The organism is Streptomyces sp. NBC_00344 (genome assembly GCF_036088315.1).
GTDB lineage: Bacteria > Actinomycetota > Actinomycetes > Streptomycetales > Streptomycetaceae > Streptomyces.
This window is the reverse complement of record NZ_CP107996.1, coordinates 39,645-66,509: the sequence shown is the minus strand read 5'-3', so window position 1 is coordinate 66,509 and position 26,865 is coordinate 39,645. Positions and strand designations below refer to the sequence as shown.

27 protein-coding genes and 3 pseudogenes are annotated in these 26,865 nt (G+C 68.6%); 16 read left to right on the top strand and 14 right to left on the bottom strand.

The features are described from left to right. Positions 1–398 precede the first annotated feature (398 nt). Positions 399–851 (top strand): SpoIIE family protein phosphatase, encoded by a 453-nt coding sequence (locus OHS16_RS00380; protein WP_328535102.1) that lies wholly within the window; start codon positions 399–401, stop codon positions 849–851. A gap of 12 nt (positions 852–863) precedes the next feature. Here the strand turns inward: OHS16_RS00380 and OHS16_RS00375 are convergent, their stop codons facing one another. Further along, on the bottom strand, positions 864–2,279 hold the full coding sequence (locus tag OHS16_RS00375) for an MFS transporter (protein WP_328535101.1): 1,416 nt from the start codon (positions 2,277–2,279) through the stop codon (positions 864–866). Positions 2,280–2,556: 277 nt separating this feature from the next. Between OHS16_RS00375 and OHS16_RS00370 the strand changes: the two genes are divergently transcribed. Then, a complete protein-coding gene (locus OHS16_RS00370) occupies positions 2,557–2,967 on the top strand; it encodes a hypothetical protein (RefSeq protein WP_328535100.1) in 411 nt (136 codons plus the stop codon). A 330-nt stretch (positions 2,968–3,297) separates the two neighbouring features. On the opposite strand, the gene OHS16_RS00365 is transcribed toward OHS16_RS00370, so the two are convergent. The 3 genes from OHS16_RS00365 to OHS16_RS00355 all read right to left on the bottom strand — a co-directional run bounded on the left by OHS16_RS00365 (position 3,298) and on the right by OHS16_RS00355 (position 7,232). Further along, positions 3,298–3,891 (bottom strand): transglycosylase SLT domain-containing protein, encoded by a 594-nt coding sequence (locus OHS16_RS00365; RefSeq protein WP_328535099.1) that lies wholly within the window; start codon positions 3,889–3,891, stop codon positions 3,298–3,300. A 1,079-nt stretch (positions 3,892–4,970) separates the two neighbouring features. Further along, positions 4,971–6,794 carry a SpoIIE family protein phosphatase gene (locus OHS16_RS00360; protein WP_328535098.1) on the bottom strand — a complete coding sequence of 608 codons (1,824 nt, stop codon included), beginning with the start codon at positions 6,792–6,794 and terminating at the stop codon, positions 4,971–4,973. A gap of 111 nt (positions 6,795–6,905) precedes the next feature. Further along, positions 6,906–7,232, bottom strand: a complete 327-nt coding sequence (locus OHS16_RS00355; RefSeq protein ID WP_328535097.1) for a hypothetical protein — start codon at positions 7,230–7,232, stop codon at positions 6,906–6,908. A 1,226-nt stretch (positions 7,233–8,458) separates the two neighbouring features. Here OHS16_RS00355 and OHS16_RS00350 point away from each other — a divergent pair. Together OHS16_RS00350 and OHS16_RS00345 are read left to right on the top strand one after the other, a co-directional pair. Continuing rightward, on the top strand, positions 8,459–8,623 hold the full coding sequence (locus OHS16_RS00350; protein ID WP_328535096.1) for a hypothetical protein: 165 nt from the start codon (positions 8,459–8,461) through the stop codon (positions 8,621–8,623). A 4-nt stretch (positions 8,624–8,627) separates the two neighbouring features. Further along, complete coding sequence (locus OHS16_RS00345; RefSeq protein WP_328535095.1) at positions 8,628–8,900, top strand: DUF4190 domain-containing protein; 273 nt, start codon at positions 8,628–8,630, stop codon at positions 8,898–8,900. A 279-nt stretch (positions 8,901–9,179) separates the two neighbouring features. Here OHS16_RS00345 and OHS16_RS00340 read toward each other — a convergent pair whose 3' ends face one another. Next, positions 9,180–9,842 carry a response regulator transcription factor gene (locus tag OHS16_RS00340; RefSeq protein ID WP_328535094.1) on the bottom strand — a complete coding sequence of 221 codons (663 nt, stop codon included), beginning with the start codon at positions 9,840–9,842 and terminating at the stop codon, positions 9,180–9,182. Beyond that, a complete protein-coding gene (locus OHS16_RS00335) occupies positions 9,839–11,059 on the bottom strand; it encodes a sensor histidine kinase (RefSeq protein ID WP_328540660.1) in 1,221 nt (406 codons plus the stop codon). Before OHS16_RS00335 ends, OHS16_RS00340 begins: the two co-directional genes overlap by 4 nt. A 482-nt stretch (positions 11,060–11,541) precedes the next feature. Between OHS16_RS00335 and OHS16_RS00330 the strand changes: the two genes are divergently transcribed. Continuing rightward, on the top strand, positions 11,542–12,330 hold the full coding sequence (locus OHS16_RS00330; protein ID WP_328535093.1) for a class I SAM-dependent DNA methyltransferase: 789 nt from the start codon (positions 11,542–11,544) through the stop codon (positions 12,328–12,330). Positions 12,331–12,633: 303 nt separating this feature from the next. On the opposite strand, the gene OHS16_RS00325 is transcribed toward OHS16_RS00330, so the two are convergent. The 3 genes and pseudogenes from OHS16_RS00325 to OHS16_RS00315 all read right to left on the bottom strand — a co-directional run. Then, entirely contained in the window at positions 12,634–12,921 is a 288-nt protein-coding gene (locus OHS16_RS00325; protein ID WP_328535092.1) for a hypothetical protein, read from the bottom strand. Between the two features lie 203 nt (positions 12,922–13,124). Beyond that, on the bottom strand, positions 13,125–13,499 hold the full coding sequence (locus OHS16_RS00320) for a DUF1877 family protein (protein WP_328540659.1): 375 nt from the start codon (positions 13,497–13,499) through the stop codon (positions 13,125–13,127). A 400-nt stretch (positions 13,500–13,899) separates the two neighbouring features. Beyond that, positions 13,900–14,394: pseudogene (locus OHS16_RS00315) on the bottom strand (class I SAM-dependent methyltransferase); the annotation flags it as partial. Positions 14,395–14,504: 110 nt separating this feature from the next. On the opposite strand from OHS16_RS00315, the pseudogene OHS16_RS00310 reads away from it, so the two are divergent. Then, a pseudogene (locus OHS16_RS00310) lies at positions 14,505–14,648 on the top strand (MOSC domain-containing protein); the annotation flags it as partial. Between the two features lie 55 nt (positions 14,649–14,703). Here OHS16_RS00310 and OHS16_RS00305 read toward each other — a convergent pair. Both OHS16_RS00305 and OHS16_RS00300 read right to left on the bottom strand, forming a co-directional pair. Then, on the bottom strand, positions 14,704–15,240 hold the full coding sequence (locus OHS16_RS00305; protein ID WP_328535091.1) for a VOC family protein: 537 nt from the start codon (positions 15,238–15,240) through the stop codon (positions 14,704–14,706). A 21-nt stretch (positions 15,241–15,261) separates the two neighbouring features. Continuing rightward, on the bottom strand, positions 15,262–16,224 hold the full coding sequence (locus tag OHS16_RS00300) for a LysR family transcriptional regulator (RefSeq protein WP_328535090.1): 963 nt from the start codon (positions 16,222–16,224) through the stop codon (positions 15,262–15,264). A 257-nt stretch (positions 16,225–16,481) separates the two neighbouring features. On the opposite strand from OHS16_RS00300, the gene OHS16_RS00295 reads away from it, so the two are divergent. The 9 genes from OHS16_RS00295 (at position 16,482) to OHS16_RS00255 (ending at position 23,956) form a co-directional block, all read left to right on the top strand. Next, positions 16,482–17,069, top strand: a complete 588-nt coding sequence (locus OHS16_RS00295; RefSeq protein WP_328535089.1) for a hypothetical protein — start codon at positions 16,482–16,484, stop codon at positions 17,067–17,069. Next, positions 17,062–17,445 carry an SgcJ/EcaC family oxidoreductase gene (locus OHS16_RS00290; protein WP_328535088.1) on the top strand — a complete coding sequence of 128 codons (384 nt, stop codon included), beginning with the start codon at positions 17,062–17,064 and terminating at the stop codon, positions 17,443–17,445. The genes OHS16_RS00295 and OHS16_RS00290 overlap by 8 nt, the downstream gene beginning before the upstream one ends. After that, complete coding sequence (locus OHS16_RS00285) at positions 17,442–17,819, top strand: VOC family protein (RefSeq protein ID WP_328535087.1); 378 nt, start codon at positions 17,442–17,444, stop codon at positions 17,817–17,819. The genes OHS16_RS00290 and OHS16_RS00285 overlap by 4 nt, the downstream gene beginning before the upstream one ends. A 363-nt stretch (positions 17,820–18,182) precedes the next feature. After that, positions 18,183–18,512, top strand: coding sequence for a helix-turn-helix domain-containing protein (locus OHS16_RS00280; protein WP_328535086.1), 330 nt, complete (start codon positions 18,183–18,185; stop codon positions 18,510–18,512). Continuing rightward, positions 18,509–18,766, top strand: coding sequence for an MmyB family transcriptional regulator (locus OHS16_RS00275; protein WP_328535085.1), 258 nt, complete (start codon positions 18,509–18,511; stop codon positions 18,764–18,766). The genes OHS16_RS00280 and OHS16_RS00275 overlap by 4 nt, the downstream gene beginning before the upstream one ends. 510 nt (positions 18,767–19,276) lie before the next feature. Beyond that, a complete protein-coding gene (locus OHS16_RS00270; protein ID WP_328535084.1) occupies positions 19,277–20,857 on the top strand; it encodes an FAD-dependent oxidoreductase in 1,581 nt (526 codons plus the stop codon). A 170-nt stretch (positions 20,858–21,027) separates the two neighbouring features. Continuing rightward, complete coding sequence (locus tag OHS16_RS00265; RefSeq protein ID WP_328535083.1) at positions 21,028–22,182, top strand: inorganic phosphate transporter; 1,155 nt, start codon at positions 21,028–21,030, stop codon at positions 22,180–22,182. Between the two features lie 60 nt (positions 22,183–22,242). Further along, complete coding sequence (locus OHS16_RS00260) at positions 22,243–22,482, top strand: hypothetical protein (RefSeq protein WP_443042532.1); 240 nt, start codon at positions 22,243–22,245, stop codon at positions 22,480–22,482. 1,129 nt (positions 22,483–23,611) lie between these two features. Continuing rightward, a complete protein-coding gene (locus OHS16_RS00255) occupies positions 23,612–23,956 on the top strand; it encodes an STAS domain-containing protein (protein ID WP_328535082.1) in 345 nt (114 codons plus the stop codon). Between the two features lie 76 nt (positions 23,957–24,032). Here OHS16_RS00255 and OHS16_RS32025 read toward each other — a convergent pair whose 3' ends face one another. The 3 genes and pseudogenes from OHS16_RS32025 to OHS16_RS00245 all read right to left on the bottom strand — a co-directional run. After that, on the bottom strand, positions 24,033–24,428 hold the full coding sequence (locus OHS16_RS32025; RefSeq protein WP_443042531.1) for a PP2C family protein-serine/threonine phosphatase: 396 nt from the start codon (positions 24,426–24,428) through the stop codon (positions 24,033–24,035). An 18-nt stretch (positions 24,429–24,446) separates the two neighbouring features. Further along, entirely contained in the window at positions 24,447–24,887 is a 441-nt protein-coding gene (locus tag OHS16_RS32020; RefSeq protein ID WP_443042530.1) for a hypothetical protein, read from the bottom strand. A gap of 701 nt (positions 24,888–25,588) precedes the next feature. Beyond that, positions 25,589–25,996 (bottom strand): annotated as a pseudogene (locus OHS16_RS00245) (transposase); the annotation flags it as partial. 275 nt (positions 25,997–26,271) lie between these two features. Between OHS16_RS00245 and OHS16_RS00240 the strand changes: the two are divergent. Continuing rightward, positions 26,272–26,778 (top strand): GNAT family N-acetyltransferase, encoded by a 507-nt coding sequence (locus OHS16_RS00240; RefSeq protein WP_328535081.1) that lies wholly within the window; start codon positions 26,272–26,274, stop codon positions 26,776–26,778. Positions 26,779–26,865 lie beyond the last annotated feature (87 nt).

Genomic DNA, 26,865 nt, shown 5'->3' with positions numbered 1-26,865 from the left:
CGGCCCGGCATGTCCGAGCCGAGGGTCGTGCTGCGCTCCACCAATCTGCGGGAGACGGGACAGATGTGCACCGTACCTCCCTCTCGGCCGGCAACAGTGGTGACCTGCCCTTCAGACGTCGGTGGTGTTCCTGCGCAGGTTGCGGCGCTGATCGGGCGGCTGCCGCCGGCCGAGGTCACATGCGGTCTTCGTGTTCGCGATCTTCGTGTGTGTGGTGGGGGTGGGGGGGGCAGTAGCCGTCCGTACCCGGAACCCATCCGAGCGAGTGGCGGCGGGAGGCAGCCTGGTGACTGCTTCCCCCGTGGCAGCAACTGACCTGCGCTGTCTGCGCGTTGTGTGAAGCAGGGAGCCTGGGGCCAGCGGGCTCGGCTGCGGCCCCACCTCATCGTCCACCCCGTGTGGCCTTCACCGTCGGCCGTCACTCGGGGAAAGGTATCCAGGCGACCACGGCCATGGGGCAGATACGAACCGCCATCCACTCACTGTCCTCGCTGGATCTCGAATGCGACGAGCTGCTGGCCCGGCTCAACGACACGGTCGCGCGCCTCGCCAACGAGCGTTCCGGCCTCGACCTCGGAGAACTCCCGCGCGAAGAGGAGCTGACCGTGGGTTGTCCGTACGGCACCTTCGACCCCCGATCTGGACCGAGCAGGAGATGCCCCCGCCCACTCCGGCCTCCTGAGCCTTCCCCCGCCCTTGACGGTCTGACGTCCGGCTCGGCGACGGCGTGGGCCGGCTTCCGTACACCTCCGCGTGCGGGCCAGAGGCTCCGCAGGTATCGAGGGTGCGTTCGAACCGGTGATGGGCTTCGATCTCGTAGCTGCACCTGCCCGGCTACCCGGCGGCTGTGACCGTGTCGGCACTCAAGGAGCGCTGTCGTCGCTACGCCGTGCGATCCCCCTGGCGGATGCGTCGGCCGTTGCCACATCACGCGGGTAGGTGCGCAGGGCAAGCGTCCCCAGGAGGCCGGCCGCGATCAGCGGGAGGAGGAAGAGCAGCAGTGTGCGGTCCAGCGCCGCTCCGCCGCCGCCGAACGCGTGCTCCGACACGTATCCGAAGGCAGTGGGTGCCGCCGCCTCGCAGAGCGTGCGCAGCAGGGTCCGTACACCCTCCGCCGTCCCCCACAGATAGGGATGCATGATGTCCAGCCTCGCGGCGTCCAGCGGCGGGTTCACCGCGCCCAGCAGGAACAGCCCGCCCATCAGCAGCGGCAGCGCGACCAGCAGCGAGGTGAGAAGGGTGGCCGGCGCCAGCAGAATCGGCACGGCCAGCAGACACACGGTCGGAACCAGGACGCGGGCGTTGGCGCGGCCCCGGCGCATCAGACGATCGGCCACCCGTCCTCCGACGAGCACCCCCGCCAGCGCGCCGATGCCCACCACCAGCACCAGTTGGGTGGCGAGTGCCGTGCTTACGCCGTAGTGCTCCGTGGCGAACAGAGGGGCGAAAGCACGCATTCCGCTGAAGAAGAAGTAGCCCAGGCCCGAGGCGACGATCAGAACGAGATTCGTGGGAACCCGCAGCACATATCGGATGGCGCGCCACGGGGAGAACTGCCGGGGGTCGTCCCGCAGTACACGTTGCCCGACGGGGCGTACGCCGGCCCGTTCGGCAGCTTGCTCGGCCAGCCCGCGCACCGGTTCCGGAGGGGATTCGCCGCGCTCCCGCGGGGCGTCCGTCCCGGCTTCGCCTGCCGGCTGCGGCTTTACCTGCCCGCCCCTTTCCGGCTCGGGCAGGCGGCTGAGCGCCCATACGAGTACACCGCTCGGGATGGCCAGCCACCAGAAGGCGAACCGCCAGCCGAGGGCCGAAGCGACGGCACCGGAGACGGCAAGCCCCAGGCCCGTGCCGACGAGTTCACCGCCGAGGATGAACCCGTACATTCGCGCCCGCTCCCGGTTGGGCACCAGGTCTCCGATCAGCGAGGCCACGGTGGGGCCCGCGGTGGCGCTGACGGCTCCGAGTGCTGCACGTGACACCAACAGCCACGTATATGACGGGGCGAACCCGGACATGAACGTGGCGACTCCCCACAGAGCGGAGCTCAGAGCCAGCAGCCTGGTGCGTGACACCCTGTCGGTGAGGAGCCCGACGGGCAAGGTACACAGAGCTCCCGCAAGGGTCACGACGGAGAGCAGCAGACCGATTTGCGTATTATTGATACCGAGGTCGTCCTTCAGCGGGACTGCGATGGCGGCGACGGCCCCGTTGTCCGCTCCGCTCAGAGCGAGAGCACCGCCCAGCACCAGCACGATCCTGACGCGGGCCCCACCTCCCAATGCGCCAACCACTGGCCGAACCAGCCACCCCGAGAGGACGTTCCTTCTCACGAGGGACCCCGCACGGCACCGACCTGGGGGCCTGACGTGCTTGGCATCGCGAACATGACGTCACCATGGCATCTGCGCCCGCATCCGAGCGCCTACCTCGCCGCCGGCGGGAACCGAGTCCGACCGATGGAGCGTTCTGGGGGAGTGCCCTGTTCAAGGCCGCCATGGTTCACACCGCTGACCTGGCCTCACGGTCATCCTCGTCGCCAACATCACCCAGATCATCGTGCAGCCCTTTGGTGCGGTCATCGCCACCAGGATGGAGAGCTGGGCCCGTGCCGTGCTCGTGGTGCTGGCACCCGAACTGGCGATGCTCGGTGTCTCCGTCGCCACCATCCCGAACTGCCCGCACTACGCCGAACTTGCCCGCATGCTGGCGAGCCGCTTCCCCGCCCATCTGAGCTGCACCGGCATCTCGCTAAGCTGCCAGCTGTGCGGCACGCTGCTGGGCGGTACGACGCCGGTCATCGGCCAGTTCCTGCTCAACCGGAACGGCCCCATCACCGCGGACATCGCCTACGCCATCTTCCAGGTGGCGCTCACCCGGGGCTGCATGCTCCTGCTGCTCAAGCGCCTCAACTACGACGCGCAGTGCGCCGGCCCCGCCGTCACCGCGCCTCGCACCGTCAGCGTCTGACCGCTCCGTATGCCTCCGGTGCCTGCGGCGCATGGTGACCTGGACATGGTGACGCTTCCTCCTCGGCTGAGCGATGGAGCTGACGCCGCATCGTGCCTCTGTGCAGCCCGAGGGCACCGGTCTCCGCGCCGGCAGCCATCTGTGTCGGGTCGGTGGGTGCGGTCTGTCGCAGTGTGCGGGGTGCGAGCGGCGGGGGAACGGCAGGGGCTGGGGTGGGTTCGTGGGTGGACCTGTTCCAGCCCCTGCCGGGACCTGAGTCCTGCCGTTCCTGGGGGAGCCGGCCGTCCCACGGACTCAGGTGGTCGTGGGGTGTGTGGTCGATCCGCTGGGTCAGTAGGCGGAGTTGACGTTGTCCATCGAGCCGTATTTGTCGGCGGCGTAGTTGGCTGCGGCGACGATGTTGGCGACGGGGTCGGTGAGGCTGTTCTTGGTGCCCTTGACGTGGTAGGTGTCGAAGGTGGGCTGGATCACCTGGAGGAGGCCCTTGGAGGGGATGCCGTTTTGGGCGTTGACGTCCCAGTTGTTCTGGGCGTTGGGGTTGCCGCTGGACTCGCGCATGATGTTGCGGTGCAGGCCGTCGTAGCTGCCGGGGATGTGCTTGGCCTTCATGATGGCCAGTGACTCGCGGATCCAGCCGTCGAGGTTGTTGCCGTATTTCGTGCTCTTGACGATCTCGGTCACGGCGTCGGTGTGCTTGGCGCCGGAGGTCTTCTTCACGGCGGCGGTCTTCTCGGCGTGGTCGGCCTGCTGGGCGACCTGGGCGGCGGTGACGGTGGAGGCCGACACGGGCGCGGTGCGGACGGGCTCGGCGGCGTGGGCCGGGTGCGGGGCCAGGGTCAGTGCGCAGGCCGCGGCGGCGGAGGCGGCGAGGCCGGCCGCGGAGGTCTTGCGGAGGTTCAGGGTGCGGCGGGTGGTGGCGGTCATGCGGGTACCTCTCCATTCGGGGACGTCGTGGGGAGGCCGACTGGGGGGTCGGCGACACGGGTGAGGCGCTGGCGCCCTGGTTCGTGTCGTGGGGCCGGTGTCTGGATGGCGGGCGGTGTGCTCTGCCCGATCCGGCGCTCGGCTCCCCGGTACGTCCAACACCTTGCGAGACGGTCCCGGCCGCTGGCAATCGTGTGACCTACGACCATAAATAGTGACAAAAGGGACAGGGGTGTGGAGAGGTTGTGCGGCAAGGGGGCAAGCCCCGCCGGGGGCCTACTAAGCACCGTCCTATGTGACGCGGACCCTATGCCCGAGCTCACAGACCACCGGCCCCAGCACCCCCGGATTCCCACTCCGCGTCACCACGCGTACACGGCAACACCCCGTCCCGCCCCGCCCTCGACCGGCCCTGCGGCCGCCTCGGCCACACCCCCACCCATCGCGCGAAGTGACCAGGGCTCGACCAAGCGTCGACGTTTGTCAGGCACATGGTCTCGCCGGCCACTGCGTACTCGAAGGCGTCGCCGACTCCGGCAGGGCGCCCCCTGGGGCCGTCTGCGCTACGCGATCGCCGAGGCGAACCTGGCCCCGTCATCCGGGCGGTCCGAGGACGGGCCGTTGCCCTTACTCGACGCCGCGGGCTAAGCCACGCGCCTCGCAGCCCGCTCGCGCCCCGCGCTCCGCAATCACCAGACCCGGACCCAGACGTTCAGCCAAGCGCACGTCAGCTCGCACGGACTGGTCCACTTCGGCGCTTTTCATGTCCTGTCCGACGGTCGGCTGCCCTGTTCCGGAACTTCGGACTCGCCGAGAGCTCAGGCTTCGAGATGTGAGCGATCGATGCCGAGTTCCGTCACGCCACCTCGCCGATGACCGCTGTTACGCGTCGAGCCGTTAGCTCGGACACCGCAAGGAACACGAGCAGTCCCTGCGTCAAGCGGGTGGCCGGCCGACAGGTGGAAGGGGCCGATTGCCGGCCGCATGCCCAGAGCGCGTCGCCGTGGGCGAGTTCGCCCGCCGCCTGCTCACCAGGAGCATGCGAATGCCACTTCCGTCCACCAAGATCGAAGGGTCCGCTACGTTGGCTCGGAGGTGTCTCTGATCGGGGTGCCCTCGATGCGGGAACCCGGAGCGGAACGGTCGGGTGTGGCCGGGCTGTGCGCGTGACGGAGCGGCGCCGGTTGCTCGTCTCCCTCTGCGCCGGCTCCGGCAGGGGGGATGCGCAGGACGAGCAGGGCGATGTCGTCGCCGCTGGGATCGATGCGGGCGAGGAGTTCGTCAAGGAATTCCTCGACGTCGCGGCGCGCCAGGGCGGCGGCATGGCGTCGTAGGCTGGCCAGCCCGGTGTCGATGGGATTGGTGCGGCTTTCGACGAGGCCGTCGGTGTAGAAGAGGAGGGTCGACTGCGGCGGAAGGTCATCGCGGGTGTCGGGCCAGGAAAGGCCAAGGTGCAACGTCGCGCTTATCCCCAGCAGTGGGCCGTGGCCGCCTTCCAGGAAGCGGGCATGCCCGTCGGAGGTAACCAGCAGTGGCGGGGGGTGCCCGGCGTTGACCCAATGCAGCTGCCAAGGCCCTCCTTCGGGCCCTTCGATGCGGGCGAAGATGGCGGTGGCCATGGGGGCGTCGCTGGTGTTGGTCATCGCCTCGTCCAGGCGGCGCATGATCACGCTGGGGGGCTCCTGATGGTCCCAGGCCAGGGCCCGCAGCATGTTGCGGACCTCGGCCATGTGGGCTGCGGCCTGGAGGTCATGCCCCACCACGTCTCCGATGACCATGGTCATGACGCCGTCGGCCAGCATGAAGGCGTCGTACCAGTCGCCGCCGATCTCGGCCGCCACCTGGGCGGGCTGGTAGCGGGCGGCCATCGTCAAGTGGTCGACTTGGGGCAGCGGGGTGAGGAGCTGGCGCTGCATGGTCTCGGCGACGTGGCGCTGCTGGTCGTACAGCTGGGCGCCTTCCATCACCAGGCCGGCGCGCCGGCCGATGTCCGCCAGCACTGTCACCTCGGCGTCGGTGTACAGAGGTAGTTGCCCGGTGCGGGCCACGGTCAGCGCACCGAGAACCTGCCTGCGGGCGCTCAGTGGCACAACGACGGCGGAGTGCCCGCCGAGCCGATGAAATAGTTCCTGATGCGCTTGCGCGAGCGGCGTATCCGCTTCCCCGGCGAGCTCATCGGCGTCCAGCCGCAGGGGCTCGCCCCCGTGCATCGCGCGTACCAGGAGCGATGAGGAGGCCTCGGGCAGCGGTGGCAGTGGCCCCAGCAGTTCCTCGGCCGTGCCGTTCGTGGCGTGGACGGCGATCCGCTGCATCTCTCCGGCCTCGCCCGGCACGAGCCGGTCCACCACCGCCCAGTCACCCAGATCTGGCACCAGCAGACGCACCAGCCTGTGCAGCATCTCGGGGAGGCCGAGGGTGGTGGAGAGCACCGCGGAAGCCTCCGACACCATGATCAGCCGCTCGGTGAACCCCTCCAGGCACGCCAGCTGGGCCGCTGTCTGCTCGGCGGCCTCGCGGTGCAGAGTGAAGTCGTGGAGGACCAAGACCACCCCGTCCACCCGGCCGTCCCGCCACAGTGGGGCGGCCGCCCAGATGATCGGAACCAAGGTGCCGTCGCCCTTGACCAGGAACTCGTCGCTTCCCTGAGTCGGTTGTCCGCTCTCCAGCACCGCCAGCATCCGGCACTCACCGCGCGGAAGCTTGCTGCCGTTCGCCTGACGGTGCAGCAGGTCATGGAGATCGCGGCCGAGCGTCTGCTCCTCGGATCGGCCCACGAGTCGCTGAGCGCACGGGTTGGAGGCAGTGATACGTCCGGAGGCGTCCATCACGTACAGCCCTGCCTCCACGCTGTTGAAGACAGCACGCAAGGTTTCTGGCTCCAGGGGGCTGCTGGCAGAACTCATCGCTCCTCCTGGGCCTGGCCCGTTCCGGATGGCTGCACGGCCCTGTCACCGCTTTCCCGGCACCTCTCCACCGCGGCCGGGCCCTGCTGCCCTTCTCGGCCGTTCGGCTTCCTATAACCATGGTCCATCCGAGAGGGCTGCTGCGCTCGCCGGGCCCGGGCCCAGAGGAAGCCAGCGGGGGACGTGCCGGCCCGGCTGCAGTGGCGTCCAGCGTGGGAAGACCTGGCCCCACGGGCGGACCAGGCCCCACAGCAGCAAGGCGCCGAGCGGCACCGTGGCGTCCAGGCCCCAGGACTCCAAGGTGACGTCCATCAGCAGGCCGAACGCGGCGATGCCGTCCGGGACGCAGACCATCCACAGCAGCACGCGTAACGCCGGCAGCAGTCCGTACCGCGACACCGCACCACAGGCCAGGGCCGCCAGCGCCCTCGCCCCCACGCCCCCCAGGCCAGCGCCGAGGGTCCGGGCCTGCTGCCCAGGTAGAGCAGCGGCGTCCCGCTGAGCGCGCATGTCAGGCCGAAGCCGGCGTACATCACCGCCATCGTGGCCCGGGCAGCCACGCGACATCAACTGCCAGAACGAGCTCTCTGTGCTATCGGATGAGCACTTTCTACGCCCCAGGGATGTCTCACGCGCGTGACGTCACAGCCGACCACACGTGGGTACGCGACCTGACCTCCGTCAGCCAGCCAGAGGCGGCAGTGGTCCCGCGTTCGCAGTCACGACCCTGCCGTCATTTCCCCTCGCATGCACGAGCCGGATGGTATCGCCAACTGACTTGCGAACTGGCCGACAAACGCTGTTCCTGGAAAGGCCGGAGCCATCGGGGCCTTTGCCGTGCGACGGGAAGGGATCTGGGCGCTCTTGGCAAGCTCGGTTAGCGGAGGCAGGCCGCAGTATCCGTGGGGCGCGGACCATTGAAGGCGGCGCCCAGGGCTCGGGGCGTGGACCAGTGTGGGCACCCGCGCAGCAGGACAGAAGAGGGTGGAGGCGCTCAGGTCCACGACGAGGCCCATTGCGGACTGGGTCGCCACAGAACTCCGCGGGCTCCCGAGCGCCGACCCGGCCGAAAGAAATCGCAGCCCTGGAGTTCTTCTCGTCCTTCTGGGACGCCAGGCTTGCGACGTACGCCCTTGCCAGGCCTCCTCGACAGGGCCCCGACAGCACGCTTTCCCGACCGTGCCGGATGGTCAACGCATGTCGTGCCATGGTCCGCCACGGGTGATCGGGAGGGGCGGACTGCGGGGAAGCCGAGCATGCCTGTGGCGAGGATGGCGATCAGGTCAAGTCGGCTTCGGGCGCGCGTTTCGGTTACCTGCCATGCGTGTGAGATGCGTGGAAGGAGGGCGTGCGCGGTGATCTGAGCGCCCGTCAGGCCGCTTTGGTGTTTCTTGCAGGCAGTGGAAAGCCGGGGACAGTGCGGGCAGGGGAGTGGCTGCGGAACGACGGGCGGGCCCGTTGGACGGGATAGGCCCGAGGCGGAAGAACTGGCTCGGTGGCTACGAGAGGTGACGCCCTCTCTTGCCGCGCGGCAGCCGGCGGACCGGTTCTTCTACGGCCATGCCCGCGGGTGTGATGTTGATCTGCTGGGGCACCCGCGTCTGTATGTCCGTGAAGGGGTGACTTACTGCGTTGCCCATGCCCCCGTGTGAACGGAAGTAGACATGCTTCTTCTTGTCGTGGCCTTACTCGTGCTGGCCGTCCTGGTCGGATCGGCCACCTATCTTCCCCTGCCCGTGACCCTCGTGGTCGGCGTCGCCATCACTCTGTGGCTGGTCGTGTTCGCCGTCCGCGAGCGGCGTAAGCACGGCCAAACCCGAAAGGCGTGACGTGATGCGACTGACAGAGCCCCCGCGGCGGGAGACCGGCAGGCGGGACACCGAGGGAATGGCCGTCGCCTCCTTCGTCCTCGGCCTCGTCGGACTCCTCGTCCTTAACTTCCTCCTCGGCCCTTGCGCCATCGTCCTGGCCACCCTGGCCCTGCACCGCAACACGCCCCGCCGCTTCAGAGCACTGCTCGGTCTGTGGCTCGGTATCGCGGACATCGTGCTGCTCGCCGTCCTCATGGCAGTGAACGGCACCACGTCATGGACCATTTTTGGCTGAACTCTGCCTGCCGCACGGCATGGGGTCGGGCGTGGACTGCCCGAGGGAGTGTGAAAGCGCGGTTCCGCGACCGGCGGTGAGCCCACCGCGGAACCGCTGGACCTGACCGGGCATACCGCCGATGCACTTCGGGTACTGGCGGCCGGACCGGCGGGGGCGTCGTTGCCGGTCGGGGCACACCCGCTTCGGTCACTCACGGGCGATGCCGGGCTGGGGTTGATTCCAGGCCGGGCACGGTTCACCAGTACGCCAGGTCGTCCCGGGGACACGAAGCCGGTGTCACGGCAGCAATCGCTGCTCCTGGGCGACCGCAACCGCCCCCGCTCGGGTCTGCACACCCAGCTTGCCGTACATCCGTGCCAGGTGGGTTTTGACCGTGGCTTCGCTGATGAACAGGGCACGGGAGATCTCCCGGTTGCCCAGACCGCGCGCCAACTGCTGGAGAATGTCCCGCTCGCGCTCGGAGAGGGCGGGGCGCGGACTGCGCATCCTGGCCAGCACCCGGTCGGCGACGGGTGGCGACAGCGCGGTGCGGCCGGTCGCCGCGCTACGGATCGCGGAGAACAGTTCCTCCGGCCGTTCGGCCTTGAGCAGGTAACCGGTGGCGCCTGCCTCAATGGCACGGGTGATGTCGGCGTCGGTGTCGAACATGGTGAGTACCAGCACGCGCGGGCCCGTCGTCTCGGTGCCGTCCCCGCCCCCTGACGACAGGCGCCGGGTGGCGGTCACACCGTCCATGCCGTCACCGAGCTGAAGGTCCATCAGCACGACGTCGGGGCGCAGGCGGTCGGCCATGGCAAGGGCCTCCTCGCCGCTGCCCGCTTCACCGACCACCTCGATGCCGTCGGCGCCGGACAGAAGAGCGCGCAGCCCGGCACGCACCACGGCATGGTCGTCGCACAGCAGCAGCCGAATCGGCGGGGAGGGTTCTGGTGGGCTCACGGGGCGGTCTCCTTCGGGGTGGCGGGGGCCGGGGCGCCCTCGACGAGGGCGAGGGCCTCGGGGGCGGGGGAAGCGAGGGGAACGGCCGCCGACACCACGGTGCCCTCGCCGGGCGTGGATTCCACGGTGAGTACACCGCCCGACTGCCGCGCCCGGATACGCATGGCCGGCAGCCCGTGGCCGCGTGCCTGGTCAGCTCCGGGGGTTGGGGGAGGACCGGTCAGGTCGAAGCCGCGGCCGTTGTCGGCGATGTCCAGGCAGACCTGGTCGCCCAGGAAGGTCAGGGTCAGCGCGGCCTGCGTCGCCGCGGCGTGCTCGCGCACATTGGCCAGCGCGCCCTGGGCGATGCGCAGCAGCGCCGCATCGACCCGTTGCGGCAGTGGGCCAAGAGGGCCGTCGAGCCGGAAGTCCACTGCCAGACCCGCACCGCTCTCGCGCTCCGCGAGCGCACACAACGCCTCGGCCAGGGTCTGCTCGGCGAGGTCGGCCGGAGCCAGGTCATGCACGAAGCGGCGGGCCTCGGTGAGGCTTCGGGACGTGATCTCGGCCGTCTTCCTGATGTGCTCGCGGGCCACGCCCGGGTTCGCCTGCCAGATGCGCTCCGCGGCCTGCAGCAGCATCTGCTGGCTCGACAGGCTCTGCGCGAGGGTGTCGTGGATCTCCGTGGACAGTCGCTGCCGCTCCGCCAGGATGCCCGCCCGCCGCTCGGTGGCTGACAGGTCGCGGCGGGTGCGGATCAGGTCGTCGATCAGGACGCGCTGTCTGGCGGCCTGACGCTGCAGATGGACCAGAACGGCTGTGGCGACCGCTGCAATGGCCGGCGGGGCGAGCACCATATTGGGATTGAGCGTGCCGTGCGACACCCGCACCTGGGAGGCGACGACCAGCGCGGTGAGCCCCGCCACCACCGGCACCGAGATCCGCACGGGCAGCGTGTGCAGGCCGGCGAACAGAAGTGGCATCGCACACCACGTGGCGCTCGGTGCGAGGGCGAGCAGGAGGACCCACACGGCAGACACCGCGCCCAGCCAGGCCAGGTGCCGGGTGGTGGGCCGGGCGCCGGGGCGCGGAGGGGGTGCCAGCCACCGGCCGAGGACGTAGAGCAGCGAGAAGACGGCGAACAGGGGGACGACCCATGCGATACGGGTGCCGCCCTGGTACCGGATCAGGAAGCGGGCGAGAGAGGAGCCCAGCAGCACGAAGAACGCGGCGTGCATGACCGCCGTCACCCATCGGCCGTCGGGGTCGGCCCGTGTGCGGAAGCCGAACCGCCCTTCGGGACCGGCCTGCCCGTCCGGATCACGCCGCTCGCCGGCCTCCGGGATCCGCCCTCCTGCCGCCGCCGTCACAGGTCGCCCCTAAAAGTCGCCGCCGGCGCGGCTGATACGTCGGGCGCGACCTCTGCGGCTGTACAGGACCGATACGACCCTTGATCCGTCGACACCGACGGCCTCCTCATCGCCACACCCGGCCTCTCCTCGCAGACGTTCTGACGTGTTCCGACGCATTCGACGTGCCCAGCGTGCCCGACGCGGTGCCGCAACCCCCAATCGGCTGACACCTGCATCCCCCGAACCGGCCCCACATCCGAGCCGGTTCGCCACCTCGGGCAGCCGCCCACACGGCGAGGCTGGGATTCAGACAAGCCAGGCGCGGCGGTCACGGCCGCCGCGTCCGCACCGACGAGGAGAAGCTCCGCGTGCCTGCCAAGAACGTCACCGTCAACCGCGCCGCCCTCGGGCACCGCATCGCCTACGCACTGCGCCACCCCGAGCGGGTGCCACGCCACATGGCCCGTACCGCCCGGGACGCGTGGCTGCGCCACCGCTGGCCGGACCACGTTTCGTACTACCGAGCGGTGATGCGCTCCGACACCCGCGCAGACCCGGACGCGGCGGTCGGCAGCCGCAGCCACGAACGGTGGTTGTCACTTGGGGCGATGCAGTTCGACTACCTGCTCGGCCATGGCCTGCGCCCCGAGCACCGGATGCTGGAGATCGGGTGCGGCAACCTCCGCGCGGGCTGGCGGTTCATCCGGCACCTGGAGCCGGGGCACTACCACGGCGTCGACATCTCCCCCGACATCCTTGCCGCTGCGCAGGACACGATGGTGCGCATGGAGCTGCAGAAACGCCTCCCCACGCTCACCCCGGTGCAGGACCTGACCCTGCGCTTCCTGCCAGAGAACCACTTCGACGTGGTGCACGCGCACAGCGTCTTCTCCCACTCCCCGCTCCCCGTCATCGAGGAGTGCCTGGCCAACGTCGGCCGGCTACTGGCACCAGGTGGCTGGTTCGACTTCACCTTCGACCGCACCGAGGGCACGGAGCACCAGGTGCTGCGGGAAGACTTCTACTACCGCACCGAGACGCTCATCGCCCTGGCGGAGACGCACGGCCTGGTGGCCCGGTTCATGGACGACTGGGAGGAACTGCCGCACGGCCAGTCCAAGATCCGCGTCACCCACGCCCCCGGCCAACGACAGTGAGCGACACCAATGATTCGTCCACAAGGGGCTTGCCGGCGCTGGGGGCGCGTGGCTGTGTTCGGCCGGCGCTGGTGCGGCTGACCCGGTGGTGGCCCTGGCCCTGGGCCGGTGTCGCCGGGCGGGGACGTCGAAGTCACGAGGGCAGGCTGTGACGATGGCGTAGCCGGGGTCGGGGACGCCGAGCAGGGGCGACGAGCCGGGTGAAGACCTCTGCGTCGCCCGGACTCGCACGCCGCCCGGACCCGGCTCGCGCCGCGGCGCCAGAGCCGTCGATCGGTGTGCAGTCAGGGTGCTGGTCGCGGTCTACGCCACGGTCATGGTCGGAACGGCCATGGCGCTGGCGGTCACGGCATCACGGCGTCGCAACAGGCGACCGATGAGGCGTGCGGGCAACCCCCGCTCGTCACGTTCTTCGCCGTGCTCCTTCTGGCGCGACTCCGGTCCGCCCGATCGGGCAGTACCAGGTCGGTCCGGGCACCCGGCATCATCGCCATGGCGATGCTCGTCGTGAACACACGCGGTGATCACCGGCGCGATCAACGCCCACCGCTCGTCCGTCAGGTCGCGCACATACCGCTTGCGCTCACTCACCCGCCCAACCCAGCAGTCCGAGCCTTGTTGATCAGACGAGACGTCCCACCCCCACACCATCAGGTGACGACAATTCAGTCATCTCCTCGCGAACCGCCCTCTCAGAGTTCGGCGGGCAGCTACCGGTTCGGCAGAAGGACATGGCCGCGGAGTACAACATCCCCCGCAGGCCGTCAGCAACCTCATCGCACCGCTGTGTGAGCTCAACATCGTGCTGCGCCCGCGTAACGGCGAACGCCGAGGCAGCAGTTACCGGTTGCACCCGCTCGCGGCCGAGTACCGCAGATCTGCGCAGCCGTCACCTGAGTGCAGTCCACGTCCTGGATCAGGTCCTCGAAGGGCAACTGGGCCAGAGCCTCGGCGGCGGGCTTGGCCTGGTTCGTGTCCAGGTACATGGCAGGCCCGTAGCCCCAGTCATCGCTGGTGAACGTCTGCTCGTCATGGACGATGCCCAGGGGGAAGCCGGCCCGATCGAGGAGGAAGGCGACGGCGTGCCACGCCTTGTGGGTCGCAAGCGACGGGCATCTGACGTGGCGACGTCGTTGACGCCGTCCGCTTCCCTGGCCTTCTCGGCGTATTCAAACGCCCATTTCGGGTCCTCGATCGACCGGGCCAACTCGGCGGCGGTCACGCGCAGGTACACCATTCGGCTCACCAGCCCAGAGTTTGAGGCACCGCTGACACAGCCGCCCCCGGGAGCCCCGATCTGCGAACCGAGCCAGAGCAACTTGCTACAACCCGGAGCCTGAAGTACCTGCTGCAGCGGCCCCAAAGAACCTGCTAAGAGGTCGTAACGCGATCTTGTTGAAGAGACCTGGTCGAGCGTGACCGGTGTGATGATCCTGCGGTTGGTGAGGGAGTGAGCACTCGGCCCTCGGGATTCGAACGGAGGGGCGTCAGTGGTGAGGTCGGCAGTCGTCGGCTGACGGGGATGGTGTCCTGCGCCCTCGAAGGTTGAGTCGCATGGATCACCGAGGATCACGGACGGCGCGCCAGGAAGACGAACTCCTTTCCTGGGCGGTCGGGCGCATCGCGAACGCCACCCACCACGTATCCATGCGCGTCCAAGACCCTCTCGACTTCGTCCCGCTCGCGAAAGCGGAGCGTCGAATCCGACGTCAGCACCTGTCCGTCCGCTGCGAACCTGTAGGTCCAGCGGAACGTCACCAGAGGCCGGCTCACTTCTTTCATTTGAACCCAGCTCTCGACGGAGCCGACGCCTGGAATCGCGGTCACGCGGTAGAACTTCTCACGGGTCCACTCTTCCCAGGCGCGTCTGGCCGGATCGCGTGTCTCGAAGACCAGATGCCCGCCAGGTCGCAGTGCTTCGTAGGCTCCACGTAGCGTCTTCTGCCATGTCTGCGGATCAGCGATGGCCTGGGCGACATTCGCTGTCGTCGTCGCGAGGTCAACCTGCAGCGATGGAATGCCCGTCGCGTCGCCGCAGATCCAGCGCACTCGTCCACTTCGTGGGATCGGCGGACTGGCACGCCCGGAGGTTCACCAGTTTCATCGCGACCTTCGCGCAGCCGCGCGGGGTGGATGAGCTGCGGTTCGAAGTGCTTCTCTGGGAGCAGCTGCAGTTGCTCCACGAAGCCACGGGTGGCCGCCTTCCGTGCCGTACGTTCGCGGCCTGGCTGGGGGAGCGGGGCTGGGTGCGGCACTTCACGCACGCGGCGTCGCCCGGCACGACGTCGCGTGTGATCGAACCGGGTGCGATCCGGGCCGCCGTCACGCTGCCGCTGCAGGCACCGGCTGCACCCGGCATGGTGTCGACCGGGTTCAGCCTCCCTCCGCCGGGGTGAGCTTCTGTGGGGTCGCTCGGACGCAGGCGCCCTGGGTGGTGGCTCCGTAGCGGGCGATCTCTGCGTCCATGTCGAGTTCACCGCGGGCAGAGCGGGTCTTGTCGTCGACCAGGACGTGTGGCACCAGCCAGCAGACCTCGAACTCAAGGCCGTCCGGGTCCTTGGCATACACGCCCTTGGTGGTGCCGTGGTCGGTCGCGCCGACCAGCGCGCCGCGCTCGGCGAGCCGCTCGGCCACGGCGCGCAGGTCGGCCAGCGTGGGAACCTCCCAGGCGAGGTGGTAGAGCCCGGTCTCGCCGCGTCCGGCTCTGGTCTCGTCGGCCTGCGGGCCGATGCCGAACAGCCCGAGGTCGTGGTCGTTGTCCGATTCCGGCGCCCGGAGGAAGACCGCTTTCCGCGGTGCCTCCCCGGACTCGGCGACCACTTTGAATCCGAGGACGTCCGTATAGAAACGGGTGCTGGCCTCCGCGTCCCGCACCCACAGCACCGCGTGATTGATTCCCCGGACCGGCACGGGAATTCCTTCCGAAATCGTCTACGGCAGGGCGGATTCTGCCCCGCCTCGCCGCCACCATTGTGCATACACGTCGTCGTCCTCGACAAGGGCGAGGTATCCCTTGGCGATATGCGCACACAGCACGTCCACGACGGGGACAACCGGGGAATCGGTGCGCCAGGCGAGCACCAGCTCGCGGAACAGCGGGTCGCCGGTGAGGGTGAGGGTGGCCAGCGACTCGCGCGCGCTGCCCAGCGGGTAGAGCACGCAGACCGCGTCCCCGGCCGCCGTCAGGGAGAAGGCGACGTGCGCCTCGTCCGTGACGTGCGCGACGCGCTGTTCGAACCCGGTACGCCGGCAGGTGTCGGCCACGTAGTCGTTCATGCCGCTGTCGTCAGGGTGCGGCATCACCCAGTCGTCGTCCGCCAGGTCGCCCAGTGCGATCCGGCCCGCCGCGGCGAGGCGGTGACCGAGGGAGACTCCGACGAAGATCGGCTCGGTCAGCAGGACCCGGTGCGCGACGCCGGACGGCAGCGTCAGCGCGGTGCCCGGGAATCGGCGCAGCACCGCCACGTCGAGTTCACAGGAGGCGAGCAGCGCGCTGATGGTGTCGGTGCGCCGAACCGTGCGGCTGGTCGTACCGCGAGCGGGCAGCAAGGCGCCGAGCGCCTTGATCAGCAGGCTGAACTGCTGCGCCGGCACGCCACCGACGCGCACCGGCGCCTCCGCGTCGTCCTGGAGGGCGCGGCGGGCGGTGTGGGTCAGGCCGGCCAAGTCCACCCGGATGCGGGCGGCGTCGCGGACGAAGAGGGCGCCCGCGCGGGTGGGCAGCATGCCGTCCGGGAGGCGGACGAACAGCTCGCCACCCAAGTGCTGCTCTATCCGCTTGAGTTGAGCCGTCACCGCGGGCTGGGTGAGGTGCAGCCGGGCGGCTGCCCGCCGCAGGCTGCCCGCCTCAGCGATGGTGAGGACCAGATCCAGATGCCGCACGTCCAGACGCATGGCCGGATCGTACGGCCGCCGCGACCACCAGAACAGAAGTGTTATCGCCTAATGCGATAGGGCCGCATTCGGGACAGCGGCCAACAATTCCGGTCCGTCCGACATCACCCGGCCATCCGCCGGTTGCTCCGCCGCTGTGCCCGGTGACACGGTCGGATGCCGGCCTTCGTAGCGCCGGCTTCCGAAAAGGTGGTTACGTGCTGACGCATACCAGGAACGAGAGCGAGCGCACCGTCCGCGCGCCGGGGGATTCCGCCGTGCTGTTTTCTGAATCCGCACTGAACCGTTTTCTCGCGGCGGCCGTCCGGGAATACGCGAAGATCACCGAGAACGATCCGGTTCCGTGCTTCGCGGTATTGCTGGGAACGGCCGTGGACGGCGACTGGCTGGTTCATGACGTGGCGTTCGGCCGCAACGCCCGCACCACCGACCCGAGCGCCCGGCAGGAGTTCGCTTCGACTATCGTGCCCCGCTTCGGGGCGGCCTACGAGAATCCGGTCCGGGCATGGTGGCTGGACGCGGCGGACCTGCTGCGCATCGCACGCGAGGCTGACCGCCGGGACCTGGACATCCTCGGCTCGGTCCACATGCACCCTGACTGGCACCGGCTCGGCCCCCAGCAGGCCCGCGCCCACCCACTGGACGAGTGCCCTACCGAGATGGACCGCTACGCGTTCCGCAGCAGCAGCTGGCCGGTCAACGTCGTCTGCTACGTGGAGCGCCGGCACGCGGCGCACGGCTATGCCCTCTCCGCATGGGACGCGGAGTGCCAGCGGCTCGCCCTGCGTGTACACCGGCCGGCCGATGCCGGTGTCCTGCCCTACGGCGGAGGCGAAGATGACTGACGACGACGTGTCCGCGCTGTGGCGGACGATGGCGGCGTGTTGGCTGCGCGGCGACGCCGAGGCGTTCGGCGCCGTCTTCGCCGAGGACGTCGACTTCGTGACCGTACGCGGTGAGGAACTGCGGGGCCGTGACGCCGTGGTGGCCGGGCACGCCCGCATGTTCGCCGGGCCGTTCCGCGGCACCCGGCTGATCCCCGAGGTCCGCCTGGTCCGTTCGCTTGCCAGGGGACTCAGCCTGGTCCACGCGGTGACCGTGATCGAACCGGACGGCCCTACCACGCACGCGCAGGCGGTTGTGGTTGACGACCGGAACGGGCGGCGGATCGCCGCGTTTCACAACATGACAGTCCCAGCACCCCTAGGAGAACAGAAGTGAACCGGCCCCGCCTCCGACACGTGGCCCTGGTCGTCCAGGACCCCGCCGCTGCCGCCGCCTTCTACCGCGCGACCCTCCAGATGAAGGAGTTTCACCAGGACCCGGACGGCAGCCGATTCGTTACTGACGGGTACATCAACCTCGCGCTCATCCAGCAACGCCTGGACGGGGACGTGCCGACCGGGTTCAACCACTTCGGCTTCGAGGTTCCGGACGTCGCCTGCGTCGCGGACCGGATGACGGAGCGCGGCGTCCCCCGCCCGGTGCTACGCGCAGGCGACCGGCCGTTCGCCGAGTACCGGGCCATCGACCCGGAGGGCAACTGGTTCGACCTGTCCGCGCACGGCTTCCTGCCGCCAGGCGTGGCCGAGTAGTCCCGTTCACCCGGCCGTTCCTGCCGGTCAGCAACAGGAGTTGCCGGTGGCGGGATCTTCGGCAGGTGATCGACCTGTTCTGCACCGGGTTCGGACCGGCGTGCGGTCGCGCGACTTGCCCGTAGGGTTCGGACCGTGGAAGACCGCCAGAAGGAATTGCCACTTGATCGTTGGGGAGTTCTCCCACGTCACGCCGATCGTGGGCATCTTCAGTCGCGGATAGGGTAGGCCAGCGTGGTCGCCGTGCATTCCTCGGGCCCGGTCGCCGCAGCGGCTGACGCCTATCTTTGGCGGTGTGCAGACACTTGGCGAGGACATCCTGCTGTTGGCCGTCCGCCCGACCTTCTCAAGTCCCGCCGCGCCGTGGTCACCCCCGATCAGGTGGGCCTTGCCCTCACCGGCCACCTCCGCCGCGTCACCGGCCTACGCCGTGAGGAAGTAGCCCAGCTCGCCCCGATCAGCACCGAGTACTACACCCGCCTCGAACAAGTGCGGCTGCCCGGTGCCTCCCCGTCCACTCTGGAGGCGATCGCCCGCGCCCTGCCCCTGGACGCAGATCAGACCCGCTACCTCTACGAGCTCGCCGACAAGCACGCAGCCCAGCCCAGCCCCGCCCCCGCAAACGCCCAGCCCAACGGGTCCGTTCTCAGACCCAGCTGCTCCTGGACAACCTCACCGACACCCCCGCCATGATCCTGGGGCGCCACATGAGCGTCCTGGCCTGGAACACCCTCGCCGCCCTCTACACCGGCTTCGCCGCACTCCCGCCAGTCGGACGCAACCTGCTGCGCCTGGCCTTCCTCGACCCGGCGATCCGGGATCTGTACGCCCACTGCCACTCGAAGCGGTCAGTGGCGCGGGCTCACCACGACTTGTGCGGCGGGAACATCGCCGACCTCAATCGTCGCAGCCGACCCGGCCGCCCCCGGCATACCTGGTGCCGTTGACCTCCACCCACCCAGTGATCTCGGCGCAGTAGGTGTTGGCGCCTGAGACGTAGATACCTCCGGCGTAGGTCGAGAAGGAGCCCCTGTCGGACCAAGAGGTCTGCCAGACGTAGCGGCGGACGCGAATTTCCATGGTGTGCAAGCCGGCACGCCTGCCTGCGTGGGAGGAGCTCAGGCTACCCTGCAGGCGAGTCAGCCCTACACTATTGGCATGACTGCCTCTGAAGTTGGGCTCACTTCTTCCAGCGGAAGTCAGCCTCGGAGCGGATTGTGCGCGCTCCTGCCGTCGCGACAGTGTCAGCCGAGGGTGTCACGGTGCGAGGAAAGACACCTCCTTAGGAAGCGGCAACATGATCACCAGTGTTGATGGGGGCAGATCCGCTACGGTGCGTCATCGATTGAAGGTGCATCATGAGCGCACCAGGCGCGTCCGATGATTCAGCGCCCATTTCGACGGCAGCCTCTCCGCCACTCACCTCCGCGCAACGCGCGCGCCTGACTGCCTATGGCGTGGCGCAGGACGTGCGCAGCGGAGATGTCGTCTTCCGCTCCGGAGACCTGGCATACGACCTGATCCTCATCGAAGCCGGAAGGATCGAGATTTTCGCTCCGCCGACCCACGGCCGGGGTGAGGAACTCGTGACTGCGTACGGTCCAGGCGAATTCCTGGGTGAACTCAATCTGCTGACCGGGCAGACCGCGCAACTAACAGCCCGCGTCGTGGGTTCCGGGCGAATCCACCGCATCTCCTCTTCGCAGTTCCGACGACTGATGGCTGAGGACCCCGATCTGTCCGACGTGCTGCTGCGGACCTTCCTCACCCGGCGCGACCGGCTCCGGTCCAGTGCTGCCGCCCACATGCTGGAGATCATCGGCACCGGCTTTTCGGCGGAGGCGCTCGCCCTGCGCACCTATGTCGCCCGCCAACGCCTTCCCCACGTCTGGATGGACGCCGGCAGCCTGGCAGGCCGCAGCGTCATGCGCTCGACGCCCCTGGACGCCACCGACCTACCCGCTGCCCTCACTCATGACCGTGTGCTGCGACGCGCCACCCCAGCCGAGCTGGCCGAGTTGCTTGGCCTGTCCTACCGGCCGATTGGCGACAGTCCGGTCGACCTCACCGTGGTCGGTGCCGGCCCCGCCGGCCTGGCGGCAGCCGTCTACGGCGCCTCCGAGGGACTGGATACCGTGATCCTCGATGCCGTCGGAACTGGCGGCCAGGCAGCCGCCAGCTCCCGCATCGAGAACTACCTCGGCTTCCCGTCAGGCATCAGCGGCAGCGACCTCACCCAGAAGGCCACGCTGCAAGCCCTGAAGTTCGGGGCCCGGCTCTCCAGCCCCTGTCAAGCGGTGGCCCTGGACACCGACGGTCACTATCTGCGCATCGTCCTGGCCGACGGGACGGGCATCGACACCCGTGCCGTGGTCATCGCCACCGGCGCCCACTACCGCGCCCTTCCCCTTCCACGCTGGGCACAGTTCGAAGGTGCCGGCATCTACTACGCCGCCACCTACCTCGAAGCTCAGATGTGCCACGACGCACCGGTCACCGTCGTCGGCGGAGCCAACTCCGCCGGCCAAGCCGCTCTGTACCTGGCCTCGCACGGATGCCCGGTCACCCTCGCCGTACGCGGCAGCGACCTCGAGGCCGGAATGTCCTCCTATCTCGCCGACCGCCTCGTGGTCGATCCGCGGATCACAGTGCGTACCTCGACGCAGGTCAGCGCACTGGCGGGCACGGCGGCCCTCGAAGCCATCACGCTCACCGACCGGGCCTCCCGGACCAGCGCGGAGCAACCCTGTCGCGGTCTGTTCTGCTTCATCGGCGCAGACCCGGCGACCGGCTGGCTGCACGCCCTGTCGTTGGACGCCGACGGCTTCATCCGCACCGACGTCCAGCTGGACGCATACCCACTCAATCCCGTGTGGGCCGACCTGGGACGTGCCCCACTACCGTTCGAGACCAGCTCGCCCGGGGTCTTCGCCGCGGGCGACGTCCGCTCCGGATCCATGAAACGAGTGGCCTCCTCGGTAGGGGAGGGCGCGAGCGCCGTCCACTCCGTCCACACTGCCATCGGTCCACGCGTCTAACAGGCGCGCTGGACCGTAGCGGTGTGCGTGATCGTGGTGTCCATTGATCTGACCGGAAGACCGTGCCTGCCGACGCGGAGCCGGGGTGCCCGCCGACCCCCTGCTGCGGGCCCGTGTGGGGCTGGTTGACCAGGTCGCGCGTACCAGATAGGCCTGTTTAACTCGAACATATGGACCACATTTCGTTCATTGTGGTGGCAGTTATCGTCGCGGCCTTGGCATTCGACTTCACGAATGGCTTTCATGACACGGCGAACGCGATGGCTACGTCCATCGCGACCAGGGCACTGCGGCCCAAGGTCGCGGTCCTGATCAGTGCCGTGTTGAATGTCGCCGGTGCGTTCCTGTCCACTGAAGTGGCGAAGACGATCTCGAACGGCATCGTGAACGACACTCTGGTGACTCCGGCCATGGTCTTCGCAGGTCTGGTGGGCGCCATCCTGTGGAACCTGTTGACCTGGCTGCTCGGTCTGCCCTCCTCGTCCTCGCACGCCCTGTTCGGGGGATTGATCGGTGCCGTGTGGGTCGGGGCGGGAGCCTCCGCTATCAACTTCTCCGAAGTGGTCGAGAAGATCATTATTCCTGCGTTCGCGTCACCGTTCGTCGCCGGTACGGCCGCGCTGATGGCCACTTATGCGGCCTACCGGATCACCGTGCGCGCGCGTAAGGGCACGGTGACGCGCGGCTTCCGGCTCGGCCAGACGGCCTCGGCCTCGCTGGTCTCACTCGCACACGGTACGAACGACGCGCAGAAGACGATGGGAGCGATCACCCTCACCCTGATCTCCGCCGGCGCGCTCCCTTCCGGCTCCGGGCCACCGCTGTGGGTGATCATCACCGCCGGGCTAGCGATCGGCCTGGGCACCTATCTGGGCGGCTGGCGGATTATCCGGACGATGGGCAACGGCCTGACCGACATCCAATCCCCTCAGGGCTTCGCGGCCGAGAGCTCCTCCGCCGCCGTTATCCTCACCTCGGCGCATTTTGGCTTCGCCCTGTCCACCACCCAGGTCTGCTCGGGCGCCATCATCGGGGCCGGGGTCGGCAAGCGGCTGGCCAGGGTGCGGTGGGGAACGGCCGGGCGGATGGCCATTGCCTGGTTGGTCACCCTGCCGTCGGCTGGCCTTGTCGGCGCGGCCGCGGCCGCGGGGGTCACGCAGGGCGGGAACCTCGGCATCGTGGTGGTGTCGGTGTGCGCACTCGCCGTCGCCACGGTCATCGTCGTACTGGCCCGGCGCAATCAGGTCACCGCGCGCAACGTCAACGAGGCCAAGACGGTACAGGTCATTGCCGCGGTGCAGACGGGCGGGGACACGGACCGGTGACCTGCCGGCAGAACCGGACCAGTGCGGCACAGGCGCATCGACGAGAGGAAGGCCAGCGCAATGAACCTGCACTTGCACTGGAGCGCACTCGGCCAGGTGGTCATAGTGGGAGCGGGAGCAGCACTTGCTGTCGTCGTTGTCTTCTCCTTCGGCGTGGTCGCGCTGTCGCGACGGGACACCGCACGCGGGCACGGCGAGGCCGGAAGGGCGCCGCTCGCGGCTGCCGGCCTATGTTTCATCGCCTGTGCCGTCGCGGTGCTGTACGGGATCTACCTCATCGTTCCCCAATTCCATCAGTGATCCCGGCGCGCGATGCAATCGCGTCGATCAGATACTTGTAGGGGTGCAGCCCCGGCTCTTCTTCTTCCACACGTTCCAGATCCGTGTGGAGTACCCGCCGGCCACAGAGCACAGAGCATGCAGTGGCACGGGTGCGACCGGTTGCTGGAGTAGTGGAAGTAGATGGGCTCCAGATGCGCGTCACGCAGCGGCGTGGAACGCGGGCCTTCGCCGTCGTCCAGACGACCTGCGAGACATCTGGGCAGGGCTCCGGGCACTGACTGCACCGCGACTGCCTCGACCGCTTCCATTGACCGCGGTCAGTGGACCTCCGAACCAGTGCGGGAAGTCGATCAGATCAGCGGCTCTGCACCGTCCGGTCCGGCCGCATCGCAGGCAGCGGAACGGTACGAAGGTTTTGTACCGGCCCGGGGCCATGACGCGCTGGTCATCAGCCGCGAGTTGCCGAGCTCAAGCGCCGCGCGAACGGCGGCAGCCCACTGGGATCGTGTACGGGGACTGGCACACCTCGCCTTCACCTACATTGGATCTGTTCCAGAGCGCCTACCTCATCGGCACGCTCGGCCGTCGGCCTGAGTACGCCGCTGACCGATCGGGGGACCGAGCGCCCCGGGTCTTGACCGAGGCTGGAGGCCGCAGCCGCGCTTGCGATCCGATCTGTCTGAACTGCCAGGGGTTTGCCCGCGCCCTTACTTCAGGATCCTCCCAAGCCCTGCGTACCTGCTCGTAGTACACGCGAATCCCTGTGCGACCTCGTCGTGCTCCTCATGGCCCGGCCCCCACGCCGGGAACGTGTGGCGGCCCCGAACCCTCCTCCGGGGTTCGGGCCGCCGTCATGGGACGGCTGCTCCACCCGCGGCGCCGCCACGTGCCACATCACCCCTGCTCACTCGGAGCGCACCATCACACGCCCGGCGAGGTGTCAAAGATCGATGGCGAGGTCAGTGCGCGGCGGCTTTGGGTGTTCGGCTACGGCGACTGGACGGCCCGACCTCGGCCACCGTCGTCGGCGTGGGCCGCCCGGCCCGCGACGCGGCATAGGCCATCGGCCAGCTGCTTGCCGGCGAGGCCAAGCGCGTCGGTTTGAGACAATGAAGGCACGTGAGTGACGTGCCGCGAGGAGGCCGCCATGGCAGATCCATCCTCTCAGTCCCTCCAGCCGCAGCACCTACCCGTAGCGATCATCGAGGCTGACGAGCAGCACGCTTTCCTGACGTTCTCCGGTGTCCTGGACGCGCACGCTCTGCCCGCGCTGGAAGAGCTCATCAGTGACCGGCGCCTGCGGCAGGCAGGCGACTGGGTGTGGGATATGAGCGGTCTTGAGCGGATCGACCTCGCGTGTGCCTACGCGCTCCTCCGCGCGGTCACGCGTGCACCGCGCACAGTCTCCGTCACCACCCGCGGGGCCCGCCGTGCCGTTCAGCACACCCTGCGCCATGCCGGCCTCGACACCGTCGTGACCACCGAGGAGTAGTCAGCCGCCATGCGGCGACTGCAGCGGAGTGACTCCAGTCCGCCTGCCGTGTTGGTTAGGCCTGTTTCGTCTCAGCTCACGCTTGCTGCGGCAGTCGCTCGATCGCCACTATGGCGGCGTCGTCATCCAGACGTCCGCCGGTATGGCGCCGCAGGCCCTCGCGCAGGTGGGCCAGGATAGCTTCGGGACCCTCGCCGGACGTGCGGAGCACTCGCTCCGTGAGCGGGTGGAACATGCCGTGCGCGTCGCGGGCCTCGATGACACCGTCCGTGTAGAGACGGACGATGTCACCGGGGTCGAAAGCGAACGTTTGTGCGGTGAGGTCGGTTTCCACGAATTGGGTGAGACCCAGAGGCGGGGCCGGGTGGCGTACTTCGAGCAGGCGGCCCTGGCCGCCGCGCAGAAGCAGGGGCGGCGGGTGCCCGCAGCTGACCAAGTGAAGGGCAGGCTCGTCGTCGGGAACGTCCAGCACGGCGGCGGTGATGAATTCCTAGCCGCGGTTCTCGGACTTCTCCTCGGGGGCTGCGGGATCATCCAGGTCAGGAGAGACGGTTCCTTCCAGGAGAGCGATCAGTTCGAAAGGCCCACCTGCCTGTGGGCCGCACTCCGGAACGCGCCGAGAAGCAGGGCGGCCGCACCTACCGCTCTTCAAGGCTTTGCCCCTGACGTGGACGATGATCACCCGGGTTCCTTGCGCTGTGCGGACGGCGGCATACAGGTCGCCGCCGATCTTCGCCTCACTTTCCGCGGCCAGGTAGACGGATGCGATGCGCAAGGGTCCGATGCGGTGCGGGAGTGGCTTGAGCATCGCATCCTGCGCGGCCGTCGCCACCGAGCGCACCTGAGTCAGCTCCCTCCCGCGCTGTTCTCGCCAGGAGGTGAAGAAGGTCAGGAACGCTGAGACCAGAATCAGCGCAAGGAGCTGGAACATGTGGTTCAGATCAAAAGGCTCGTGCGCACGAGGCCAGTCACGGCTTGCGCCAGGACAGCGAGGGCGCCAATGCATCCCGTCGTCCGGGGGCCCGCGAACGACGCTGTCACAGCGGGCGCGACGATGAGGAAAGGCCCGAGGTGGACGTCGGGCGGAGCGAGGGGTCGACCACCATGAGAAGCGCGATCAGCGCGATCGGCACAGCCAGCAGCGCATGACGCGGCTCTCCCGGCAGGCGGCAATACGCACTGAACCGCCCAGGAATCATATGCCCTGAATGCACCCGATCGCACCCCGATGCCCGAGCCGACACCGCACACCTGCTCCGTCAGCCACGCCCCGCCTGTGCGGATCATGAATGGTCCCTTGGTGTTCGGGCAGCACCCCCCCAAAGGTCCTGGCAGACGCTCAGATTACGGGCGGGCCGCCTACCTTCGGACACCCGTTACAGAAACCGGACATGACGGGCGGTTAGGCGCCCCGTCGTGCGCCCCCGGCGCGCGGGGAGGGCGAAATTCTCCCAGCAAGCAGAAGGGAGAAAATGGTCCGACGGACCTGACAGACAGGCCGATCCCGCCGGCCGCTGACCGCGTCGAAGACGTTCGCGATCGGCTCCGTGACCCGGCAGCCGCCCGCGACATCCTCGACCTCGACGGCTTCCACCCCCGTGTTCAGGACGTCGCCCTCAACACTCCCGGGGCCTTGCCGGCATCGATGCCCTGGCTGGTCGCTGGCACGTTCGCGGAGGTCTTCACGCTCTGCGCGTCGTGCGCGCAGGCACTTGGTTCGTCGTCGCGGCCTTCGGCCTTGCGGACCAGGCACCGCAGGAGTCCGTTGAGTTGGTCGAAGACGCCTTGTTTCTGCCAGGTGGCGAAGTAGCCGTAGACCGTCTCCCACGGCGGAAAGTCGTGGGGCAGGTAACGCCAGGCAATGCCGGTGCGGTCGACGTAGTGGATGGCGTCCATGATGCGGCGCAGGTCGCGCTCGGGTGGTCGGCCGATGTCGAGACCCTTGCCTCTCCGCTCGGCCCGCCAGGTGGTGAGCGTGGGTCCGATCAGTTCCCAGCGTGCGTCGGAGAGGTCGCTGGGATACGGGCGGTGTCGCGTCATGTTTCGGTAGTACCGTCGAACAGCCCGCCTCCCCAGGGCGTAAACGAGGACAAGCGGGGGCGCATTGTGATCAGACAGGAGCGAACCAAACGAAACGGGTCGCCGAAGGGTGACACGAGCCCCTTGCACCACATCGGAAACATCAGCCTGAAAGTCCCCGCACCGGCGCGGTCTACAAATCAACGCCAAACACCCCTGTCGGGACAAAGCGCTCTTTGAGCGCCTGTTTCTAATCTTGGTTGCGGATGACTCCCCTCTAGGAGCATCGTCTTGACATGATCGAACTGAGTTCTCTGGGACCGGATGACTGGCCGGTGTGGCGCGACCTGCGGCTAGCCGCGCTTGCCGAGGCGCCGTATGCCTTCGGCTCGACGTTGGCGGAGTGGCAGGGGCAGGGCGACCGGGAGGAACGTTGGAGAGACCGCCTAGGAATTCCTCGGTCTCACAACGTTGTCGCAGTCCGCGCGGGCGGGCCGGTCGGGATGGTCAGCGGTGTACCGGCTGAGCAGCCAGATGCCGTGGAGTTGATCTCGATGTGGGTCAGCCCCACGGTTCGAGGTCAGGGGGTGGGAGACCTCTTGATCGGAGAGATCGCGCAGTGGGCTGTGCAGAGGGACGCTAGGACCTTGCGGTTGTCGGTAATGCCGGATAACCGTGCAGCTATCGCGCTCTATGAACGTCACGGCTTCAAGGACACCGGGGAGCCTGGCGACCTGCTGCCGGATGGTGTGCGCAGGGAATGGGTCATGGCAAAGGCTCTCGATCCCGTGGTCAGCGGCTGACGGGCGGGCCTCGGTATGCTGGTTGCGCTGTTGGAGCCGCGTGGTGGTGCGACAATTGGGCTGGTTTGACGGCCCGGTGACCTCTTG

What these genes read in the sequence shown, in the direction of transcription:
- OHS16_RS00365 (WP_328535099.1), bottom strand. Translation starts at nt 3,891, where the DNA reads ATGACCGCCACCACCCGCCGCACCCTGAACCTCCGCAAGACCTCCGCG.
- OHS16_RS00360 (WP_328535098.1), bottom strand. Translation starts at nt 6,794, where the DNA reads ATGAGTTCTGCCAGCAGCCCCCTGGAGCCAGAAACCTTGCGTGCTGTC.
- OHS16_RS00350 (WP_328535096.1), top strand. Translation starts at nt 8,459, where the DNA reads ATGCTTCTTCTTGTCGTGGCCTTACTCGTGCTGGCCGTCCTGGTCGGA.
- OHS16_RS00345 (WP_328535095.1), top strand. Translation starts at nt 8,628, where the DNA reads ATGCGACTGACAGAGCCCCCGCGGCGGGAGACCGGCAGGCGGGACACC.
- OHS16_RS00335 (WP_328540660.1), bottom strand. Translation starts at nt 11,059, where the DNA reads ATGCACGCCGCGTTCTTCGTGCTGCTGGGCTCCTCTCTCGCCCGCTTC.
- OHS16_RS00300 (WP_328535090.1), bottom strand. Translation starts at nt 16,224, where the DNA reads ATGCGTCTGGACGTGCGGCATCTGGATCTGGTCCTCACCATCGCTGAG.
- OHS16_RS00290 (WP_328535088.1), top strand. Translation starts at nt 17,062, where the DNA reads ATGACTGACGACGACGTGTCCGCGCTGTGGCGGACGATGGCGGCGTGT.
- OHS16_RS00275 (WP_328535085.1), top strand. Translation starts at nt 18,509, where the DNA reads ATGATCCTGGGGCGCCACATGAGCGTCCTGGCCTGGAACACCCTCGCC.
- OHS16_RS00265 (WP_328535083.1), top strand. Translation starts at nt 21,028, where the DNA reads ATGGACCACATTTCGTTCATTGTGGTGGCAGTTATCGTCGCGGCCTTG.
- OHS16_RS00260 (WP_443042532.1), top strand. Translation starts at nt 22,243, where the DNA reads ATGAACCTGCACTTGCACTGGAGCGCACTCGGCCAGGTGGTCATAGTG.
- OHS16_RS00255 (WP_328535082.1), top strand. Translation starts at nt 23,612, where the DNA reads ATGGCAGATCCATCCTCTCAGTCCCTCCAGCCGCAGCACCTACCCGTA.
- OHS16_RS32020 (WP_443042530.1), bottom strand. Translation starts at nt 24,887, where the DNA reads ATGTTCCAGCTCCTTGCGCTGATTCTGGTCTCAGCGTTCCTGACCTTC.
- OHS16_RS00240 (WP_328535081.1), top strand. Translation starts at nt 26,272, where the DNA reads ATGATCGAACTGAGTTCTCTGGGACCGGATGACTGGCCGGTGTGGCGC.